The 19,902-nt window shown below is 58.3% G+C and carries 18 protein-coding genes; 9 read left to right on the top strand and 9 right to left on the bottom strand.

The features are described from left to right. Nucleotides 1-43: 43 nt before the first annotated feature. Both dprA and ACA063_RS00085 read right to left on the bottom strand, forming a co-directional pair. Complete coding sequence (dprA, locus tag ACA063_RS00090; RefSeq protein WP_497664319.1) at nucleotides 44-1,144, bottom strand: DNA-processing protein DprA; 1,101 nt, start codon at nucleotides 1,142-1,144, stop codon at nucleotides 44-46. A 79-nt stretch (nucleotides 1,145-1,223) separates the two neighbouring features. Further along, nucleotides 1,224-2,249 carry a LysM peptidoglycan-binding domain-containing protein gene (locus ACA063_RS00085; RefSeq protein ID WP_497664318.1) on the bottom strand — a complete coding sequence of 342 codons (1,026 nt, stop codon included), beginning with the start codon at nucleotides 2,247-2,249 and terminating at the stop codon, nucleotides 1,224-1,226. Nucleotides 2,250-2,416: 167 nt separating this feature from the next. On the opposite strand from ACA063_RS00085, the gene def reads away from it, so the two are divergent. The 5 genes from def to ACA063_RS00060 all read left to right on the top strand — a co-directional run bounded on the left by def (nucleotide 2,417) and on the right by ACA063_RS00060 (nucleotide 7,131). Continuing rightward, nucleotides 2,417-2,923: a peptide deformylase gene (gene def / locus ACA063_RS00080; protein WP_162437592.1), complete on the top strand. Its 507-nt coding sequence runs from the start codon at nucleotides 2,417-2,419 to the stop codon at nucleotides 2,921-2,923. 57 nt (nucleotides 2,924-2,980) lie between these two features. Next, the gene (gene fmt / locus ACA063_RS00075) at nucleotides 2,981-3,940 is read left to right on the top strand and encodes a methionyl-tRNA formyltransferase (RefSeq protein WP_497664317.1); all 960 of its coding nucleotides are present in this window, start codon (nucleotides 2,981-2,983) and stop codon (nucleotides 3,938-3,940) included. Beyond that, nucleotides 3,937-5,247 carry a 16S rRNA (cytosine(967)-C(5))-methyltransferase RsmB gene (rsmB, locus tag ACA063_RS00070; protein WP_497664316.1) on the top strand — a complete coding sequence of 437 codons (1,311 nt, stop codon included), beginning with the start codon at nucleotides 3,937-3,939 and terminating at the stop codon, nucleotides 5,245-5,247. The genes fmt and rsmB overlap by 4 nt, the downstream gene beginning before the upstream one ends. Before the next feature lie 21 nt (nucleotides 5,248-5,268). Further along, complete coding sequence (gene trkA, locus ACA063_RS00065; protein ID WP_497664315.1) at nucleotides 5,269-6,642, top strand: Trk system potassium transporter TrkA; 1,374 nt, start codon at nucleotides 5,269-5,271, stop codon at nucleotides 6,640-6,642. A 174-nt stretch (nucleotides 6,643-6,816) separates the two neighbouring features. Then, nucleotides 6,817-7,131 carry a tetratricopeptide repeat protein gene (locus ACA063_RS00060; protein ID WP_497664314.1) on the top strand — a complete coding sequence of 105 codons (315 nt, stop codon included), beginning with the start codon at nucleotides 6,817-6,819 and terminating at the stop codon, nucleotides 7,129-7,131. On the opposite strand, the gene ACA063_RS00055 is transcribed toward ACA063_RS00060, so the two are convergent. The 3 genes from ACA063_RS00055 to tag form a co-directional block, all read right to left on the bottom strand. Continuing rightward, entirely contained in the window at nucleotides 7,132-7,371 is a 240-nt protein-coding gene (locus ACA063_RS00055) for a PilZ domain-containing protein (protein WP_497664313.1), read from the bottom strand. Nucleotides 7,372-7,477: 106 nt separating this feature from the next. After that, nucleotides 7,478-8,365, bottom strand: coding sequence for a lysophospholipid acyltransferase (locus tag ACA063_RS00050; protein WP_497664312.1), 888 nt, complete (start codon nucleotides 8,363-8,365; stop codon nucleotides 7,478-7,480). A gap of 40 nt (nucleotides 8,366-8,405) precedes the next feature. After that, nucleotides 8,406-8,963: a DNA-3-methyladenine glycosylase I gene (tag, locus tag ACA063_RS00045; protein ID WP_497664311.1), complete on the bottom strand. Its 558-nt coding sequence runs from the start codon at nucleotides 8,961-8,963 to the stop codon at nucleotides 8,406-8,408. A gap of 81 nt (nucleotides 8,964-9,044) precedes the next feature. On the opposite strand from tag, the gene glyQ reads away from it, so the two are divergent. From glyQ to ACA063_RS00025, 4 genes are all read left to right on the top strand, one after another. Next, nucleotides 9,045-9,998, top strand: coding sequence for a glycine--tRNA ligase subunit alpha (gene glyQ, locus ACA063_RS00040; RefSeq protein WP_008155694.1), 954 nt, complete (start codon nucleotides 9,045-9,047; stop codon nucleotides 9,996-9,998). Beyond that, a complete protein-coding gene (gene glyS / locus ACA063_RS00035; RefSeq protein ID WP_497664310.1) occupies nucleotides 9,995-12,049 on the top strand; it encodes a glycine--tRNA ligase subunit beta in 2,055 nt (684 codons plus the stop codon). Before glyQ ends, glyS begins: the two co-directional genes overlap by 4 nt. Before the next feature lie 4 nt (nucleotides 12,050-12,053). Further along, a complete protein-coding gene (gmhB, locus tag ACA063_RS00030) occupies nucleotides 12,054-12,593 on the top strand; it encodes a D-glycero-beta-D-manno-heptose 1,7-bisphosphate 7-phosphatase (RefSeq protein ID WP_497666599.1) in 540 nt (179 codons plus the stop codon). An 81-nt stretch (nucleotides 12,594-12,674) separates the two neighbouring features. After that, on the top strand, nucleotides 12,675-13,454 hold the full coding sequence (locus ACA063_RS00025; protein ID WP_497666598.1) for a lysophospholipid acyltransferase family protein: 780 nt from the start codon (nucleotides 12,675-12,677) through the stop codon (nucleotides 13,452-13,454). 237 nt (nucleotides 13,455-13,691) lie between these two features. On the opposite strand, the gene gyrB is transcribed toward ACA063_RS00025, so the two are convergent. From gyrB to dnaA, 4 genes are read right to left on the bottom strand one after another with little or no spacing between them, the layout of a single operon-like run. Then, entirely contained in the window at nucleotides 13,692-16,109 is a 2,418-nt protein-coding gene (gene gyrB, locus ACA063_RS00020) for a DNA topoisomerase (ATP-hydrolyzing) subunit B (protein ID WP_497664309.1), read from the bottom strand. Nucleotides 16,110-16,114: 5 nt separating this feature from the next. After that, nucleotides 16,115-17,218 (bottom strand): DNA replication/repair protein RecF, encoded by a 1,104-nt coding sequence (gene recF, locus ACA063_RS00015; protein WP_497664308.1) that lies wholly within the window; start codon nucleotides 17,216-17,218, stop codon nucleotides 16,115-16,117. Nucleotides 17,219-17,238: 20 nt separating this feature from the next. Beyond that, the gene (gene dnaN, locus ACA063_RS00010) at nucleotides 17,239-18,342 is read right to left on the bottom strand and encodes a DNA polymerase III subunit beta (RefSeq protein WP_017341709.1); all 1,104 of its coding nucleotides are present in this window, start codon (nucleotides 18,340-18,342) and stop codon (nucleotides 17,239-17,241) included. Between the two features lie 39 nt (nucleotides 18,343-18,381). Beyond that, complete coding sequence (gene dnaA / locus ACA063_RS00005; protein WP_497664307.1) at nucleotides 18,382-19,902, bottom strand: chromosomal replication initiator protein DnaA; 1,521 nt, start codon at nucleotides 19,900-19,902, stop codon at nucleotides 18,382-18,384.

Here is a 19,902-nt window from a genome sequence, read left to right as displayed (position 1 = left end):
CGGAATAAGGCTCTGCGCAGTTTACCGTTCTTCCTTGTAAAACCTAGCTCACCCGCGCAAACCAGCGCCCGCTTTCACAAACGGCCCTGCCGTCCATTTCCAGCTCCGTCAAAGCGGCCAGCACTTTCGGCAAAGCCCAGCCGCTGCTGATGGATAAAGCTTCGCTGGTGTGCGGCGCCGCATGGAGCAGGATAAGCAATGGATGACTCACGGGCGGTGTCTCTGAAGACAACGGCAATTGTTGCCAGCCGCGTAACGCTTCAAGAATATGCTCGATGGTTTCAACCAGCACCGCACCGTCGCGGATCAGTTGGTGACATCCCTTGGCGCCGGGATGATGAATCGATCCTGGAATCGCATACACCTCGCGACCTTGCTCCGCTGCCAGTCTCGCGGTGATCAACGAACCGCTGGCAACGCTCGCCTCGACCACCAGCACCCCGAGGGATAAACCGCTGATGATTCGGTTGCGCCGGGGGAAGTTGCTGGCGGTGGGTCCGGCGTCCAGCGGGAACTCAGAAACGACCGCGCTACCGGACGCGATCATGGCGTCGGCCAAGCGTTGATTGCGCTGTGGATAAAAGTTTTCAAGACCCGTGCCAAGTACCCCGACCGTTCGACCACCGACATCGACTGCTGCTTGATGCGCTGCGGCATCAATTCCCAAGGCCAGGCCACTGGTAATGACAAAACCGGCACCCGCCAGGCTTCGGGAAAACGCTGCGGCAGTGTCCATTCCCGGACGTGATGCTCGGCGGCTGCCCACCATCGCCAACTGCGGCTTTTCCAGAATGCCTGGATCACCTGCCACGAATAGCAGAGGAGGCGCATCGCTGATTTCGGCCAGCAGCGCCGGATAGTCAGGTTGGTCCCACATCAGTAAATGCTGGCCCGGACGCTCTAACCAGGCCAATGCATGACTGGCGCCGTCACGAACTTCAACGGCTCGTCGAGCCTCTGCGCAAGCAAAAGGCAAACCCAGCGACTTCCAGGCACTCGCCGGTGCGCCTAGCGCTTTGGACGCCGAACCGAAGGCTTCGAGCAGTTTCTTGAATCGCGCAGGACCGAGTTCAGGCAAACGGTGCAGGCGTAAACGGGCTTCCAGCTCCGCAGGGGATACTGGTGTCACGGCTGGCAGTGTCATGGATCATCCTTGATCGTTATGAGCCCCGTTCAAACGGGAATAAGCTGTGGATAACTCTGTTGGTAACTTGTTGAGCAAACTAAGGATTTCGCACCTTGTCCATCACCGCCAAAGAGCGCGATGCATTAAGGACCAATCCATAGCTAAGCTTGTCGTAGGTGCGAAAAACCATGAGCAAACCGGCACGCTCATCGGGGATTTTCAAGGGTTGTCCGGTGATCCGGTCCCGTACGGTTTCGCCGGTTTTCATCACCACCAGTACGTTGCCTTCCGCTAGACCATCACGCTGGCCCTTGTTGAGGGTGACCACATCCATCGCGCCAATTTGCGTGACGCCGCGAGGCACATCGATGATCAAGCCGTTGATTTCACTTTTTGGCGAGCTGGGCATGAACGTCGAGTTGATCGATCGTTCTTCGCCGCTGAACAAACGATCTCCGAGGCGTATTTCCTGCGTGGTGCGTTGCACGGCGAGGGTGGCGACATCGCCTTCGGAGGCCACAATCTCGCCGCCGCCGATGTCGTCCGCGTTGATGCCCAGAAATTCCTTGCTGTCCGGATCGGTGTAGACCTTGCCCTGACGGAAGATGCCGTACACCGGCTGGTTCGGATCGAAATGGCCGCGAGCGAAAATCCGGTCGCCGTTGCCACTGAGCACGCGCTCCGCATCGCCAGCGACGATGTAGGGCGCCTTGTCGAAGTCTTCAGCCTTGTCGACGATGCGATTGCTGAGCAGGAAGCTGTTGATCGATTGCAGTGGAATGCTCGGAATGGCCTCCGCCACCGGCGAACTGCGGATGCGCGGCGACAGCTTGATAGTGCCCCTGGAAGCCCCACGATTGAGGGTCAGGCGCGGCTGGCCGTTGACGTAGACAAGCGAAAGCGAGTCGCCGGGATAAATAAGATTGGGGTTTTCGATCTGGGGATTGGCCTGCCAAAGCTCTGGCCATTTCCACGGTTCACGCAGGAATTTTCCCGATATGTCCCAGAGTGTGTCTCCAGCCACCACTGTGTATTGCTGTGGAAAACCTTCCCTGAGTTGCACTTGCCCGTGTGCCAAACCGGCCGAAGCCAGAAGGAGCAGGGCGAGTAGTGATTTCCTCATGCGGTGAATCCCTTTATTATGTGCGTTCGCGTGAAACGCCAGAGCCCTCGTGGCTCGCTCCCGACTCTTGAGAGAAAAGGGAGCTACGCTTCACAACGGTAGCCTGCATCTTCGGACCCGCCAGGCCATCGACCCGACTTTACCTCACACGTGCAGCAAATAAGCTTATGGCCATTTTAGACATCCTCGAATTTCCCGACTCGCGCCTGCGCACTATCGCCAAACCTGTGGCCGTAGTGGACGACGAAGTGCGTCAGTTGGTCGACGACATGTTTGAAACAATGTATGAAGCGCCAGGCATCGGCCTCGCCGCGACCCAGGTCAACGTGCACAAACGTATCGTCGTGATGGACCTCTCCGAAGACCGCACGGAACCCCGGGTGTTTATCAACCCCGAGTTCGAATCCCTGACAGACGAGATGGAGCAGTATCAGGAGGGTTGCCTCTCGGTACCGGGCTTCTACGAAAACGTTGATCGCCCGCAGAAGGTCAAGGTCAAGGCCCTGGATCGCGACGGCCAGCCTTACGAACTGATCGCCGAAGGCCTGCTCGCCGTGTGCATCCAGCACGAATGCGACCACCTCAATGGCAAATTGTTCGTTGATTACCTGTCCAACCTCAAACGCGACCGAATCAAGAAGAAACTGGAAAAGCTCCATCGCCAGAACGCTTGATGCCCTCCTATCAAAGGCTTGCTGCGGCAAGCCTTTTTCTTTTCAGAGATTGCTCCCATGACTGAGCCACTGCGCATCGTCTTTGCCGGCACCCCGGAATTCGCCGCCGAACACCTCAAGGCCCTGCTCGACAGCCCCTACGAGATCGTTGCGGTCTACACCCAACCGGATCGTCCGGCGGGCCGTGGGCAAAAACTGATGCCAAGCCCGGTCAAGCAGCTCGCGCTGGAAAACCAGATTCCGGTGTTGCAGCCTCCGACCCTGCGCAACGAAGACGCTCAGGCAGAACTGGCCGCGCTCAAGCCGGATTTGCTGGTGGTGGTGGCCTACGGTTTGATCCTGCCGCAAGCGGTGCTGGATATTCCGCGTCTGGGTTGTATCAACAGTCACGCGTCCTTGCTGCCGCGCTGGCGCGGAGCGGCACCGATCCAGCGTGCCGTTGAAGCCGGCGACAGCGAAAGTGGCGTGACCGTGATGCGTATGGAGCTGGGCCTCGATACCGGGCCGATGCTGCTCAAAGCCATTACACCGATCACGGCGCAGGACACGGGCGGCAGTCTCCACGACCGTCTGGCTGAACTTGGCCCACCGGCAGTCCTGCAGGCGATTGCCGGTCTCGCTGCCGGTACGCTGGTCGGCGAAGTGCAGGACGACAGCCTCGCCACCTACGCGCACAAACTGAACAAGGACGAAGCACGCATCGACTGGAGCCGCCCTGCCGTTGAGCTGGAGCGCCTGGTTCGCGCCTTCAATCCGTGGCCGATTACCCACAGCACGCTCAATGGCGAAGCACTGAAAGTGCTGGCCGCAAGCCTCGCCGAAGGTAAGGGCGCACCGGGGGCAATTCTCAGTGCCAGCAAAGACGGCTTGATCGTCGCCTGCGGTGAACAGGCGTTGTGCCTGACTCGCCTGCAGTTGCCCGGCGGCAAGGCGCTGAACTTCAGCGACTTCTTCAACAGCCGTCGTGAGAAATTCGCCGTCGGCACGGTGCTTGGACAAGTGGCGGACGCTCAATGAACCCGCGTCTGGCCGCCGCCAAGGCACTGGCTGCTGTTCTGAACGGAAAAGCCTCACTCAACAGTTCGCTGCCGACGCAGATGGACAAGGTTGAAGACCGCGATCGTGGTTTCACCCAGGACCTGGCGTTCGGGACCGCTCGCTGGCAACCGCGTTTGTCCGCACTGGCAGCCAAGCTGCTGCAGAAACCCTTCAAGGCAGCAGACGCCGATGTCGAAGCGCTGTTGTTGGTCGGTCTCTATCAACTGCTCTACACCCGCGTCCCGGCCCACGCCGCCATTGGCGAAACCGTCGGTTGCGCCGACAAGTTGAAAAAGCCCTGGGCGAAGGCTTTGCTCAACGCCGTGCTGCGCCGCGCCCAACGCGAAAGTGAAGCGCTGCTGGCTGAACTGGAACACGACCCGGTAGTGCGCACCGCGCATCCGCGCTGGCTGCAAAAATCCCTCAAGGCGTTCTGGCCTGAACAATGGGAAGCGATTTGCGCCGCGAACAACGCCCATCCGCCGATGATTCTGCGGGTCAACCGCCGCCATCACTCCCGCGACGCGTATCTCGGTGTGCTGAGTGAGGCCGGCATCGCTGCCAGCGCGTGCGTATACAGCCAGGACGGCATCATCCTCGATGCCGCGGCCGACGTGCGCAGTCTTCCGGGTTTCGCCGAAGGCTGGATCAGCGTGCAGGACGAAGCGGCGCAACTGGCTGCCGATCTGCTGGATCTGGCACCGGGCCAACGGGTACTCGACGCCTGCTGCGCACCGGGGGGCAAGACTTGCCACATTCTTGAAGCCGAGCCTGCTCTTGCAGGTGTCGTGGCGGTAGACCTGGAAGCCAAGCGCCTGGTGCGCGTGCGGGAAAACCTTGCACGCCTGGGACTGAGCGCGGAGCTGATCGCTGCCGACGGCCGTGACACGGCAAACTGGTGGGACGGCAAGCCGTTCCAGCGCATCCTGCTCGACGCACCGTGTTCGGCGACTGGCGTGATTCGTCGCCACCCGGACATCAAGCTGACTCGCCAACCCGACGACATCGCAGCATTGGCTGTCCTTCAGGGCGAGTTGCTGGACGCCATGTGGATAACCCTGGAAGTGGGCGGCATTCTTCTGTACGCCACCTGCTCCACGCTACCCACCGAGAACACGGAAGTGATCGAGGCTTTCCTGGCTCGCACACCGGGTGCCCGTGAACTGGACCTCGCCACAGCGGCCGGCATCAAGCAGCCCCATGGTCGCCAATTGCTGGCGCAGCAAGGCGGGCACGACGGTTTCTACTACGCCAAGCTGATCAAGATCGCCGCCGCGCGCGGTTAACCGGTTTAAGGGAGTGACTGGATGAAAATCATCATCCTCGGCGCGGGGCAGGTCGGCGGTTCGCTGGCTGAACACTTGGCCAGCGAAGCCAATGACATCACCGTGGTCGATACCGATAGCGAACGCCTGCGTGACCTCGGTGACCGGCTGGACATTCGTACCGTGCAAGGCCGCGGTTCGCTGCCAACGGTGCTGCGTCAGGCCGGCGCGGACGACGCCGACATGCTGGTGGCCGTGACCAACAGCGACGAAACCAACATGGTGGCGTGCCAGGTTGCCCACACCCTGTTCCATACGCCGACCAAGATTGCCCGTGTCCGTGAAGCTGCGTACCTCACACGCGCCGAACTGTTCGACAACGAAGCGATTCCGGTGGACGTGCTGATCAGCCCGGAACAAGTGGTCACCAATTACATCAAGCGCCTGATCCAGCATCCGGGCGCGTTGCAGGTAATCGACTTCGCTGAAGGCAAGGCGCAGCTGGTGGCCGTGAAGGCTTATTACGGCGGACCTTTGGTAGGTCAGCAACTTCGGCAATTGCGTGAGCACATGCCGAACGTGGAAACCCGCGTCGCAGCGATTTTCCGTCGTGACCGACCGATTTTGCCCCAAGGCGACACCGTGATCGAAGCGGATGACGAAGTGTTTTTCATTGCCGCCAAAGCGAACATTCGTGCGGTGATGAGCGAAATGCGCCGCCTTGATGAAACCTACAAGCGCATCGTCATCGCCGGTGGCGGACAAATCGGTGAGCGTCTGGCCGAGGCCATCGAGAGCCGCTATCAGGTCAAGATCATCGAGATGAACCCGATCCGCTGCCGCCATCTGTCCGACACCCTGGACAGCACGGTCGTGTTGCAGGGCAGCGCCTCGGACCGCGATTTGCTGCTCGAAGAAAATATTGCAGACGCGGACCTCTTCCTGGCCCTGACCAACGACGACGAAGCCAACATCATGTCTTCGCTACTGGCTAAACGTCTGGGTGCGAAGAAGGTGATGACCATCATCAACAACCCGGCCTACGTCGACCTGATCCAGGGCGGCGATATCGACATCGCCATCAGCCCGCAACTGGCCACCATCGGCACCTTGCTCGCCCACGTGCGTCGCGGCGATATCGTCAGCGTGCATTCGTTACGTCGGGGTGCGGCGGAAGCCATCGAGGCAATTGCCCATGGTGATGCAAAGTCGAGCAAAGTGATTGGCAAGGCCATCGAGAACATCGGCCTGCCACCGGGCACGACTATTGGGGCGATCATCCGCGATGAAGAAGTGATCATTGCCCATGACGACACGGTGATCGAAACGGGCGACCATGTGATTCTGTTCCTTGTGGATAAAAAGCATATCCGGGATGTGGAAAAGCTGTTTCACGTGGGGTTGAGCTTTTTCTGATCCCTGTTCCGCGGTGGCTGGACTGGCCTCTTCGCGGGCAAGCCCGCTCCCACAGGAATATCAGCCGTCCGTAAATACGTGTTCACTGCAACACCCTGTGGGAGCGGGCTTGCCCGCGATGGCGATCTAACTAAACCAGCCCCAATCCTGACACCCATCTACAAGGAATCCACCATGATCGAATCCCTGGAAAAGATGCTCGCCAAGGGTGTGGATAACGCTTTGCTGCGCTTCGGCCTGGGCAAGGGTTATCTGGATCTGGGCGACAACGCCAAGGCGGCCGAGCATTTCCAGCGTTGTGTCGAATTCGACCCCAAGTATTCGGCGGCGTGGAAGCTGTTGGGCAAAGCCTGGCTGGCGCAGGCGGATTTTCCGGCTGCACGTCAGGCATGGGAACAGGGCCTCGAAGCCGCCCGCGCCCATGGCGACAAGCAGGCGGAGAAGGAGATGACGGTGTTTCTGAAGAAGCTTGAGCGTCAGGCTCACTGATCAGAGATAGCGCAGCCCAATGCCATCGGCATCTACCAGCACAACTTCCATGCGCACTTGCGGCGCACCAGTGGGTAACCCCTGCACCTGACCATAAACCACCGCGCCTTTGGGCAACGACGACAGGCGCGGATGCTTGACGTAGACACCCGTGGTCGACAGATTGCGGGTCTGGCCGAGGCATTCGCCGAAGCTGTCGTGACTGATCTTGATGCGAAATGATTTACGGTGTTCGGACATCTTCAGCGCCCTTATTGAACGGGTTGTGGATAACCTGAAGAGCAAGATCAAAAGATCGCAGCCTTCGGCAGCTCCTACAGGTTATCCACAGAGCGTGCCACTTACGTCAATACCAGCGTTCTTCACCTGGCGGCCGCTTCTTGAAGCGTTTCATGCTCCACATGTATTGGCTCGGGTAAGCCGCCACGTAGCGCTCGACCACTTTGCTCATGGCGGCACAAGACGTTTCGGTGTCGGTGCTGTACATGGCCTCTGGTGCGGCTTCGAGAATCACCTTATAGCCTGAGCCGTCCGGCAGCCGCAGGGCATGCAGAAACACGCCGACCGCTTTGCCGCCAGCCAACATGTTGGGCACGAATTTGCTGGTCAGGGCCTTGGTGGCGAAGAAGGGCACGAAGATTCCGGCAGATTCGGACGGTTCCGGGTCAGCCGGAATACCCACTGCACCACCTTTGCGCACTTCCTTGATGACACTGAGAATGCCTTCCTTGGTGGAGGCCGCTACGCGGTTACCCAGTTGCACCCGCTGCTTGCGCAGCAAATCATCCACCGCCTTCAATTTTGGCGGGCGATAAAAAATAATCGGCTTGCACTGGCTGCAATAGAAGTGATTCAGCACTTCCCAGTTGCCCAGATGACTGGTGATGCCGACCACGCCTTTACCCGACGCCAGGGCGTCCTTCAAAACATCGAGCCCTTCGACTTCACGTACCAGATCGATGGAGCGCTGAGCCGGCCAGATCCACGCGCACGCGCTTTCGGTCAGGGATTTGCCGATGTCTTTGAGGCTCTGGCCAACCAGACGCTCGCGTTCGGCCGGGTCCATGTCCGGAAAACACTTGGCCAGGTTGATCCGCACCACATCACGGGAACGGTTGGGGGTTTTCCACATCAACCAGCCAATCGCCGAACCTACTCCCTGCACTGCCCGCCATGGAAGCAGGGCAAACAACCGCAGAGCGCCTACCAGCAAGGCGCCTTTAAACTTATCCACAGGTCACTCCTGATCTTGTGCTGTGCGCGAGGCGGCCATTCTAACCGCCGTTCGCCAACGTCGCGTAGCGATCGCAATCCTGGGTATGGTCCATGACCATGCCCGAGGCCTGCATCAGCGCATAACAAATGGTCGGTCCGACGAACGTGAACCCGGCCTTTTTCAAGCCTTTGCTCATTTCCACGGCGACCGGGGTCACCGCTGGCACTTCGCTGCGATCCTTAAAATGATTGATCACTGGCGTACCGTTAACGAAGGACCAGAGAAACGCCACCGGGTCCTCCAACGCCAGCCAGGCTTGGGCATTGCGCCGGGCAGCATTGAGTTTGAGACGATTGCGAATGATCCCCGGATCGAGCATCAGCTCATCGATTTCCGCATCGCTCATTTGCGCCACGCGCTGGACGTCGAAGCCGAACAGCACCTCGCGATAACGCTCGCGTTTACGCAGCACGGTGATCCATGAGAGGCCGGCCTGGAACCCTTCGAGCAAAAGCAACTCGAACAATCCCTGCGCATCGCGAAGCGGCGCGCCCCACTCCTGATCGTGATAAGCCATGTACAGCGGATCTTCGGAACACCAAAAGCAGCGTGGCATAAGGCTCCAGGGGGCGTGCGCAGGACCGAATCGGGTATACTCCCGCTCTTTAAATCGCAGCCCAAGAAACAGGTGAATTTCGTGAGCCAGCCTACGCCAGCCGTGCGTACCTTCCAAGACTTGATCCTCGCCCTCCAGCAATACTGGGCCGAGCAAGGTTGCGTGGTACTTCAGCCCTACGATATGGAAGTAGGCGCCGGCACTTTCCACACAGCCACGTTTCTGCGCGCCATCGGCCCGGAAACCTGGAACGCCGCTTATGTGCAGCCCAGTCGTCGCCCGACTGACGGCCGCTACGGCGAAAACCCGAACCGTCTGCAGCACTACTATCAGTTCCAGGTAGTCCTGAAGCCGAACCCGGACAACTTCCAGGAACTGTACCTGGGCTCCCTCAAGCACGTCGGTCTGGACCCGCTGGTCCACGACATTCGTTTCGTCGAAGACAACTGGGAGTCGCCGACCCTGGGCGCCTGGGGTCTGGGCTGGGAAGTCTGGCTCAACGGCATGGAAGTGACGCAGTTCACCTACTTCCAGCAAGCGGGCGGCATTGAGTGCTACCCGGTGACCGGCGAGATCACCTACGGTCTCGAGCGTCTGGCCATGTACCTGCAAGGCGTGGACTCGGTCTACGACCTGGTCTGGGCTGACGGCCCGATGGGCAAAGTGACCTACGGCGACGTGTTCCACCAGAACGAAGTCGAGCAGTCGACCTACAACTTCGAACACGCCAACGTCGAGAAGCTGTTCGAGTTGTTCGACTTCTACGAGAGCGAAGCCAAGCGCCTGATCGAACTCGACCAGCCGTTGCCGCTGCCGAGCTACGAAATGGTGTTGAAGGCCTCCCATACCTTCAACCTGCTGGATGCGCGCCGGGCGATCTCGGTGACCGCGCGTCAGCAATACATTCTGCGCGTGCGCACCCTGGCGCGTTCCGTTGCGCAAGCCTACCTGCTGGCTCGCGCCAAGCTGGGCTTCCCGATGGCGACCCCGGACCTGCGTGATGAAGTACTGGCCAAGCTGGAGGCTGCACAATGAGTGCTCTGGATTTTCTGGTTGAACTGGGCACTGAAGAACTGCCACCCAAAGCCCTGAACACGCTGGCTGATGCGTTCCTGGCCGGTATCGACAAGGGCCTGCAAGCGGCTGGCCTGAACTACGAAACCAAAACCGTCTACGCCGCACCGCGCCGACTGGCTGTGCTGATCACCTCGCTGGCCACCCAGCAGCCGGATCGCAGCATCAACCTCGACGGCCCGCCACGTCAGGCGGCCTTTGATGCCGAAGGCAACCCGACTCAAGCAGCCCTGGGCTTCGCCAAGAAGTGCGGCGTCGACCTGAGCGAAATTGATCAGAGCGGCCCGAAACTGCGTTACAGCCAAAGCATCGCCGGCAAACCGACCGCAAGCTTGCTGGCAACCATCGTTGAAGATTCGCTGAACGACCTGCCGATTCCTAAGCGCATGCGCTGGGGCGCTCGCAAGGAAGAATTCGTACGTCCGACCCAGTGGCTGGTGATGCTGCTCGGTGACCAGGTGATCGATTGCACAATCCTCGCCCAGAAGTCTGGCCGCGACTCTCGCGGTCACCGTTTCCATCACCCGGAAAACGTGCGCATTACTTCGCCGGCCAATTACCTGAACGACCTGCGTGCTGCTTACGTGCTGGCCGATGCCAATGAGCGTCGCGCGCTGATCAGCAAGCGCACCGAAGAACTGGCAACGCTGCAGGAAGGTACGGCGATCGTTCCACCTGCGCTGCTCGACGAAGTCACCGCGCTGGTCGAATGGCCTGTGCCGCTGGTGTGCTCGTTCGAAGAACGCTTCCTCGACGTGCCGCAAGAAGCGCTGATCACGACCATGCAGGACAACCAGAAGTACTTCTGCCTGCTGGACGCCGACGGCAAGTTGCTGCCGCGTTTCATTACCGTGGCCAACATCGAAAGCAAAGACCCGCAGCAAATCATCGCCGGTAACGAGAAAGTGGTTCGTCCACGTCTGACCGACGCCGAGTTCTTCTTCAAGCAAGACAAGAAGCAGAAACTCGAAGACTTCAACCTGCGCCTGCAAAACGTGGTGTTCCAGGAAAAACTGGGCAGCGTTTACGATAAGGCCGAGCGCGTTTCCAAACTCGCCGCGTTCATCGCTCAGCGCATCGGCGGCAACGCTGCATGGGCTTCCCGTGCGGGCCTGTTGTCCAAGTGCGACCTGGCGACCGAAATGGTCGGTGAGTTCCCGGAGATGCAAGGCGTCGCCGGTTACTACTACGCCCTCAACGATGGCGAGCCGGAAGAAGTCGCTCTGGCACTTAACGAGCAGTACATGCCGCGCGGTGCTGGCGCCGAGTTGCCAACCACCCTGACCGGTGCGGCCGTGGCCATCGCTGACAAGCTCGACACCCTGGTCGGCATCTTCGGCATCGGCATGCTGCCCACCGGTAGCAAAGACCCGTACGCCCTGCGCCGTGCTGCCCTTGGTGTGTTGCGCATCCTGATCGACAAGAAGCTCGACCTCGACCTGAACGACGCGGTGGCATTCGCTGTGAATGCCTTCGGCACCAAGGTCAAGGTTGCCGGCCTGAACGACTCGGTACTGGAGTTCATCTTCGACCGTCTACGTGCCCGTTACGAAGACGAAGGTGTCGATGTGGCGACGTACTTGTCGGTGCGTGCTTTGAAGCCGGGTTCTGCGCTGGACTTCGATCAGCGTGTTCAAGCCGTACAAGCCTTCCGTCAATTGCCGGAAGCGGCTGCGCTGGCAGCGGTAAACAAGCGTGTTTCGAACTTGCTGAGCAAGGTCGAAGGCTCGGTGCCGACGGTTGTTGAAGCCAAGTATTTCGACAACGCCAACGAGTTCTCCCTGTACTCGGCGATTCAACAGGCTGATCAGGCTGTTCAGCCAATGGCTGCTGCGCGTCAGTACAGTGAATCCCTGGCGCGCCTGGCTGCCTTGCGCGAGCCAGTGGATGCGTTCTTCGAAGCCGTGATGGTCAACGCGGAAGACGCCAACGTGCGCGCCAACCGTTATGCGTTGCTGGCGCGCCTGCGTGGTCTGTTCCTCGGCGTCGCCGACATTTCGCTGCTGGGCTGAGGGGCTGCTGTTGAAACTGCTGATTCTCGATCGGGACGGGGTGATTAATTACGACTCCGACGCTTACATCAAGTCGGTGGAGGAGTGGATTCCACTCCCCGGTTCGATCGAAGCCATTGCGCAGTTGAGCAAGGCCGGCTGGACGGTAGCGGTTGCTACCAACCAGTCGGGCATCGCTCGCGGTTATTACGACATCGCCACCCTGGATGCCATGCACGAGCGCTTGCGCTCGCTCGTGGCGGAGCAGGGCGGGGAAGTCGGGCTGATTGTCTATTGCCCGCATGGGCCGGACGATGGCTGCGATTGCCGTAAGCCAAAACCCGGGATGTTGAAAAACATCGCCGCTCATTACAACGTATCGCTGACCAATCTATGGTTCGTCGGCGATAGTCTTGGTGACCTGGAAGCCGCCAAAGCCGTCGATTCTCAGCCTGTGTTGGTTAAAACCGGGAAGGGCGAAAAAACGCTGGGCAAGACCTTGCCGTTGGGCACCTTGATTTTTGACGATCTGGCGGCGATTGCCGCAGAACTTATCCACAATTAGAGCGTTTTCGATATTCTGACCAAGGATTGATCGGGAGTGCGCTTTATAAAGACGGGCAAAGCCCGCACGGTAAACGTCGCCATGTCGATACTGCAGGCCATCAGAACTTTCCTCTTTTACCTGTTGCTGGGCACCAGCTCTCTGCTTTGGTGCAGCCTGAGCTTTTTTATCGCGCCTTTCCTGCCGTTCAAGGCGCGCTATCGCTTCATCAATGTCTACTGGTGCCGCTGCGCCTTATGGCTGAGCAAGGTTTTCCTGGGAATCAGTTACGAAGTGAAGGGCGCAGAAAATGTGCCTGACCAACCCTGCGTAATTCAGTCGAATCACCAGAGCACCTGGGAGACGTTTTTTCTCTCGGCCTATTTCCAGCCATTAAGTCAGGTCCTCAAGCGCTCGTTGCTGTTTGTGCCGTTTTTCGGTTGGGCCATGGCCATGTTGCGTCCGATCGCGATTGATCGCGACAACCCGAAAGCGGCGCTCAAGCACGTAGCCAAGAAGGGCGACGAGCTGCTCAAGGATGGTGTTTGGGTACTGATCTTCCCGGAAGGGACGCGGGTACCTTACGGCACCGTCGGCAAATTCTCCCGCGGGGGCACCGCGCTCGCTGTTAATGCTGCGCTTCCAGTGCTGCCGATTGCACACAATGCCGGCAAGTTCTGGCCAAAAACCGGTTGGGCCAAGAAGCCGGGCGTGATTACCGTAATCATCGGTGAACCGATGTATGCCGAAGGCAGCGGACCGCGAGCCATCGCCGCACTGAATGATCGGGTTCAAGCCTGGAACGAGCAAATGCAGCGCGAGATGGGCTCGATTCCACCTGCACCGCAGGCTCCGGTCGAGAGCGATCAAATGGCTGTCTGAGATTCTGTGGATAACCTGTGTACCGTTTGATTGAAAATCGACGTAATTTGTTCATAGGTTAATGATTTATATACATATTTCTTAAATTCATAAAATTGCCGAAATGGTGCATAAGTTTTTTTAGGACGTAAAAAAACCGGCTGATATAGCCGGTTTTTTTATAGGTGAAAATCAAGCCGCAAACAAAAAGGCCAACGCTTGTGCGTTGGCCTTTTTATTTAGCGGGGTAACGCTGAATCAGAAATCCAGGTTCGAAACCGCCAGGGCGTTGCTTTCGATGAAGTCACGACGAGGCTCGACCGCATCACCCATCAGGGTGTTGAAGATCTGGTCCGCGCCAATGGCGTCTTCGATGGTCACTTTGAGCATCCGGCGCTGCGCTGGGTCCATGGTGGTTTCCCACAGCTGATCCGGGTTCATCTCACCCAGACCTTTGTAGCGCTGGATGGTGTGACGCTTGGTGCTTTCAGCCATCAGCCATTCAAGAGCTTCCTTGAACTCGGTAACGGGCTTCTTGCGTTCGCCACGCTGGATATACGCGCCTTCGTCCAGCAAGGTGCTCAATTGAGCGCCCAGGGAAACAACGGTCTTGTAATCGTTACTGCCGAAGAAGTCACGGTTGAACGTTACGTAGTTCGACAAGCCATGGGAGATCAGCTCGACCTCTGGCAGCCAGACGTTACGTTCACGATCTTCACGCAGGCTGGCTTTGTAAACCAGGCCGGATTTCTCGACAGTGCGCAGACGAACTTCATACTTGGCCAGCCAATCTTGCATCGCCGCGTGATCGGACAGCTGCTCCATGCTCACCGCAGGCAGGTAGATGAAGTGCTCGGTCAGCTCCTGTGGGTACAGGCGCGACAAACGCTTGAGGGTCTTCATCACCAGACGGAAGTCATTCACCAAGCGCTCCAGCGCTGGTCCGGAGATACCTGGGGCTTCTTCGTTCAGGTGCAGGCTCGCGTCTTCCAGGGCCGACTGCGTCATGTACTCTTCCATGGCGTCGTCGTCTTTGATGTATTGCTCTTGCTTGCCTTTCTTGACCTTATACAGCGGTGGCTGAGCGATATAGATGTAGCCACGCTCGATCAGCTCAGGCAACTGACGGAAGAAGAAGGTCAGTAGCAGGGTACGGATGTGCGAACCGTCGACGTCAGCATCGGTCATGATGATGATGTTGTGATAACGCAGCTTCGCAATGTTGTACTCGTCGCGGCCGATGCCACAGCCCAGGGCGGTGATCAAGGTGCCCACTTCCTGCGAAGAGATCATCTTGTCAAAGCGCGCCTTCTCGACGTTCAGGATCTTGCCCTTCAACGGCAGGATGGCCTGGGTCCTACGGTTACGTCCCTGCTTGGCTGAGCCGCCAGCAGAGTCACCTTCCACGAGGTACAGTTCGGAGAGGGCAGGGTCTTTTTCCTGGCAGTCAGCCAGTTTGCCCGGCAGGCCGGCGATGTCCAGCGCACCTTTACGACGAGTCATCTCACGGGCTTTACGCGCCGCTTCACGAGCCCGTGCCGCATCGATCATTTTGCCGACGACCAGTTTGGCTTCGTTCGGGTTTTCCAGGAGGAAGTCGGAGAAGTATTTGCCCATTTCCTGTTCGACTGCGGTCTTCACTTCGGAAGAAACCAGCTTGTCTTTGGTCTGGGAGCTGAACTTCGGATCCGGAACCTTTACCGAAATGATCGCAGTCAGGCCTTCACGGGCGTCGTCACCGGTAGTGGCAACCTTGTGCTTCTTCGCCAGGCCTTCCGCTTCGATGTAGGTGTTCAGGTTACGCGTCAGTGCGGAACGGAAACCCACCAGGTGAGTACCGCCATCGCGCTGTGGAATGTTGTTGGTGAAGCACAACAGGTTCTCGTTGAAGCTGTCGTTCCACTGCAGGGCGATTTCTACACCGATGCCGTCTTCGCGCTGGATGTTGAAATGGAACACCTGGTTGACCGGAGTCTTGTTGGTGTTCAGGTATTCAACGAATGCACGCAGGCCGCCTTCATACTTGAACAGCTCTTCCTTGCCGCTGCGCTCGTCTTTGAGGACGATGCCGACACCGGAGTTGAGGAACGACAGTTCACGAATCCGCTTGGCCAGGATGTCCCAGCTGAAGTGGATGTTTTTGAACGTCTGATCGGACGGTTTGAAGTGGATCTGTGTACCGGTTGTTTCGCTCTCGCCAACGATTCTCATCGGCTCTTGAGGAACACCGTGGACGTAGGTCTGTTCCCAGATTTTGCCGCTGCGTCGCACCGTGAGAATAAGCTCTTCGGACAGGGCGTTAACCACCGATACACCTACACCGTGCAGACCACCGGATACTTTGTAGGAGTTGTCGTCAAACTTACCGCCAGCGTGCAGCACGGTCATGATGACCTCGGCTGCGGAGACGCCTTCTTCTTTGTGAACGTCAACCGGGATGCCACGGCCGTTGTCGCGAACGGTGATGGACTCATCCGGGTGGATGATGATGCTGATGTCGTCGCAGTGGCCGGCGAGAGCTTCGTCGATCGAGTTGTCGACCACCTCGAACACCATGTGGTGCAGGCCGCTACCGTCGTCGGTGTCACCAATGTACATACCGGGACGTTTGCGTACGGCATCCAGGCCTTTCAGCACTTTAATGCTCGTTGAGTCGTACGTATTTTCTTCGCTCAATGCCTTCACTCCCGATGGTCGTGGGTCTGGGTGATACGGCCCTGTTCCACGTGGAACAAAGCGACTGGCGTTTCCGTCTGCCAGCCTTCCCTCAATAATTCGTGATCTACACAGGTAATAAACACCTGGCAGCGTAAGTCTTCCAGCAAGCGGCAAAGCGCGCGGCGATGTTGCTCGTCCAGTTCGGACGGCAAGTCATCCACCAGATAAATACACTGGCCGCGTCGGGCTTGGCTGACCAGATGCCCCTGAGCAATCCGCAAGGCACAAACCACCAGCTTCTGCTGACCCCGGGACAAGATATCCGCGGCGTTATGCGCACCTAATCTAAGACGCAAATCAGCACGTTGTGGTCCAGCCTGGGTGTGACCCATTTGCTGATCCCGCTGAAGGGATCCGGCGAGCACGGCACTCAACTCGCGATCTTTATCCCAACCGCGGTAATAGCTGAGCGTTAATCCCTCAAGCTCTACCAATTCGCTCAAGGTCTTCTCAAAGACTGGTTTCAAGGCTTTGATATAAGCGCGGCGGTATTCATCAATTTCAGCGCTGGCCTGACACAGTTCCCTGTCCCAAACCGCTTGCGAAACGGCGTCAAGTGTACCATGCCGCAGCCAAGAGTTTCTCTGGCGCAGGGCCTTCTGCAACCGTTGCCAGGTCGACATGAAGCGGGGTTCCACGTGGAACACTCCCCAGTCGAGAAACTGCCGACGAATCTTCGGTGCGCCTTCAAGCAGACGGAAGCTGTCGGGGTTAATCAACTGAAGTGGCAGGATCTCCGCCAACTGCGCCGCGCTGCGGGCATTCTGTCCGTCGATGCGAATCTGAAACTCACCCGAGCGGTCGCGAGATATCCCCAAGGCACTGTGCCCACCCTCGGCAAGCTGAACTTGGCCGAATACCGTACACGCCAGCTGCTCATACTGAATGACGGGTAAAAGGCGGCTGCTGCGAAACGACCGGGCGAGCCCCAGCAGATGAATGGCTTCCAGAACACTGGTTTTGCCGCTGCCGTTAGCGCCGTACAGAATGTTGATTCGGGGGGAGGGGGAGAAGGTCACCGGGTGCAGATTGCGCACCGCGGTGACCGAGACGCGACTTAGAGACATCTAGCTTCTGCTGAGCATGATTACAGACGCATCGGCATGACAACGTAAGCCGAATCGTCGTTGTCGGACTCTTGCACCAGCGCACTGCTGTTAGAGTCGGACAGGATCAGACGGACTTGCTCGGTCGTCATTACGCCCAGTACGTCCAGCAAGTAGCTAACGTTGAAGCCGATTTCCAGATTGCCACCGTTGTATTCAACGCCGACTTCTTCTTCCGCCTCTTCCTGTTCCGGGTTGTTCGCCTGGATTTTCAGCTGACCATTGGCCAGTTGCAGACGGATACCACGGTACTTCTCGTTGGACAGAATCGCGGTACGGCTGAACGCTTCGCGCAACGCCTGACGATCACCGAGTACCAGCTTGTCGCCGCCTTTAGGCAGCACGCGCTCGTAGTCAGGGAACTTGCCATCGACCAGTTTCGAGGTGAAGGTGAATTCACCCGTAGTAGCGCGGATGTGGTGTTGACCCAGGACGATACTGACAATGCCGTCCGGCTCGGTCAGCAAACGCGCCAACTCAAGGATACCCTTGCGCGGCACGATGACCTGGTGACGATCCGGCTGACCGATATCGGCCTGCATCGAGCACATCGCCAGGCGGTGACCGTCCGTAGCAACAGCGCGGATGATACCGGCCGAGACTTCCAGCAACATGCCGTTCAAGTAGTAACGTACGTCTTGCTGGGCCATTGCAAAGCTGGTGCGCTCGATCAGACGACGCAGTTTGCTTTGCTCGAGGCTGCAGGTCAGCGAGCCAGGACCTTCTTCTACCGTCGGGAAGTCATTGGCCGGCAACGTCGACAGCGTGAATCGGCTACGTCCGGCTTTGACCACAAGCTTCTGCTCGTCGACCTTGATGTCGATCAGCGCGTCATTGGGCAAGCTCTTGCAGATGTCCATGAGCTTGCGTGCCGGCACAGTGATGGAGCCCGGATCAGCAGGCTCCTCAAGTTGTACACGACCGACCAGCTCGACTTCCAGGTCGGTACCGGTCAGCGACAGTTGCTGGCCTTCGACAACCAGCAGCACGTTGGAGAGCACCGGCAAGGTCTGTCGACGTTCGACGACGCCTGCGACCAGTTGCAGGGGTTTCAACAGGGCTTCGCGTTGAATGGTGAAATGCATGGTCTAGTCCCTTGCCTTAATAAGCTGCGCTGGTGTTCATCAAGTGGTCAGTGTACGCAGCAGGTTCTTGTAGTCCTCGCGGATGTCCGCGTCGGATTCCTTAAGTTCGTTGATCTTGCGGCAAGCGTGCAAAACAGTCGTGTGGTCCCGGCCGCCAAACACGTCACCGATTTCCGGCAGACTGTGGTTGGTCAGTTCCTTGGACAATGCCATGGCAACCTGACGCGGACGGGCAACCGAACGTGAACGACGTTTGGACAGCAAGTCGGAGATCTTGATCTTGTAGTACTCGGCGACAGTGCGCTGAATGTTATCCACAGAGACCAATTTATCCTGTAGAGCCAACAGGTCCTTCAAGGATTCGCGAATCAGCTCAATGGTGATATCGCGGCCCATAAAGTGCGAGTGGGCAATCACGCGCTTGAGCGCGCCTTCCAGTTCGCGGACGTTGGAACGAATACGTTGAGCAATGAAGAAGGCCGCATCGTGTGGCAAATCGACTTTGGCCTGGTCGGCCTTTTTCATCAGGATCGCGACACGGGTCTCCAGTTCCGGAGGCTCGACGGCAACTGTCAGGCCCCAACCGAAGCGTGATTTCAGGCGCTCTTCGAGGCCTTCGATTTCTTTCGGATAGCGGTCACTGGTGAGAATGACCTGCTGACCACCTTCAAGCAACGCGTTAAAGGTGTGAAAAAACTCTTCCTGGGAGCGTTCCTTGCGTGCGAAGAACTGAATGTCATCGATCAGCAACGCATCCACCGAGCGATAAAAGCGCTTGAACTCGTTGATCGCGTTCAGCTGCAAGGCCTTGACCATGTCCGCTACAAAGCGCTCGGAATGCAGGTAAACGACCTTCGCATTCGGATTCTTCTTTAATAGGTGGTTACCCACAGCGTGCATCAAGTGGGTTTTACCCAAGCCGACGCCGCCATAAAGAAAGAGCGGGTTGTATCCGTGCTTTGGGTTATCAGCTACTTGCCAGGCCGCAGCCCGGGCCAATTGGTTGGACTTGCCTTCGACGAAGTTTTCGAATGTGAACGTACGGTTCAGGTAACTGGTGTGCTTGAGAGCACCTTCGACTTGCACGGTGCGCTGCTCAGCGCGAACCGGTGCCTGTTGCGAGCTTGCACCGGCCATTGGATCAAAGCTGTCACGAGACGGCTCTTCACTGACGTCCGCCACGCGTTGCGTCGACCGCTTGGTCGGCAAGGATGCCGGAGTCTGGGTTGGAGCACTGACAGGCGCTTGCGTGGCCTGGGCCTGAGAAGCAGCTGCGGCAAGCGGAGCATTCGGCGCGGCACGAGGTGCCGAACTGCGTTTGCTGCCTATTAATAAGGACAGCGCCGGCGCCATGCCATTGCCATGCTCATCAAGCAGCTCAAGGACGCGGCTCAAATACTTTTCGTTGACCCAGTCGAGAACAAAACGATTCGGTGCGTACACGCGCAACTCGTCGCCTTCGGCTTCGACCTGTAGTGGACGGATCCAAGTGTTGAATTGTTGGGCAGGCAGCTCATCGCGCAAAAGCTCCACGCACTGCTGCCAAAGTTCCACTGACAC

This window comes from Pseudomonas sp. LBUM1643, from assembly GCF_059716215.1.
The sequence above is the reverse complement of the archived record's forward strand: the minus strand, read 5'-3'. Positions and strand labels throughout refer to the sequence as shown.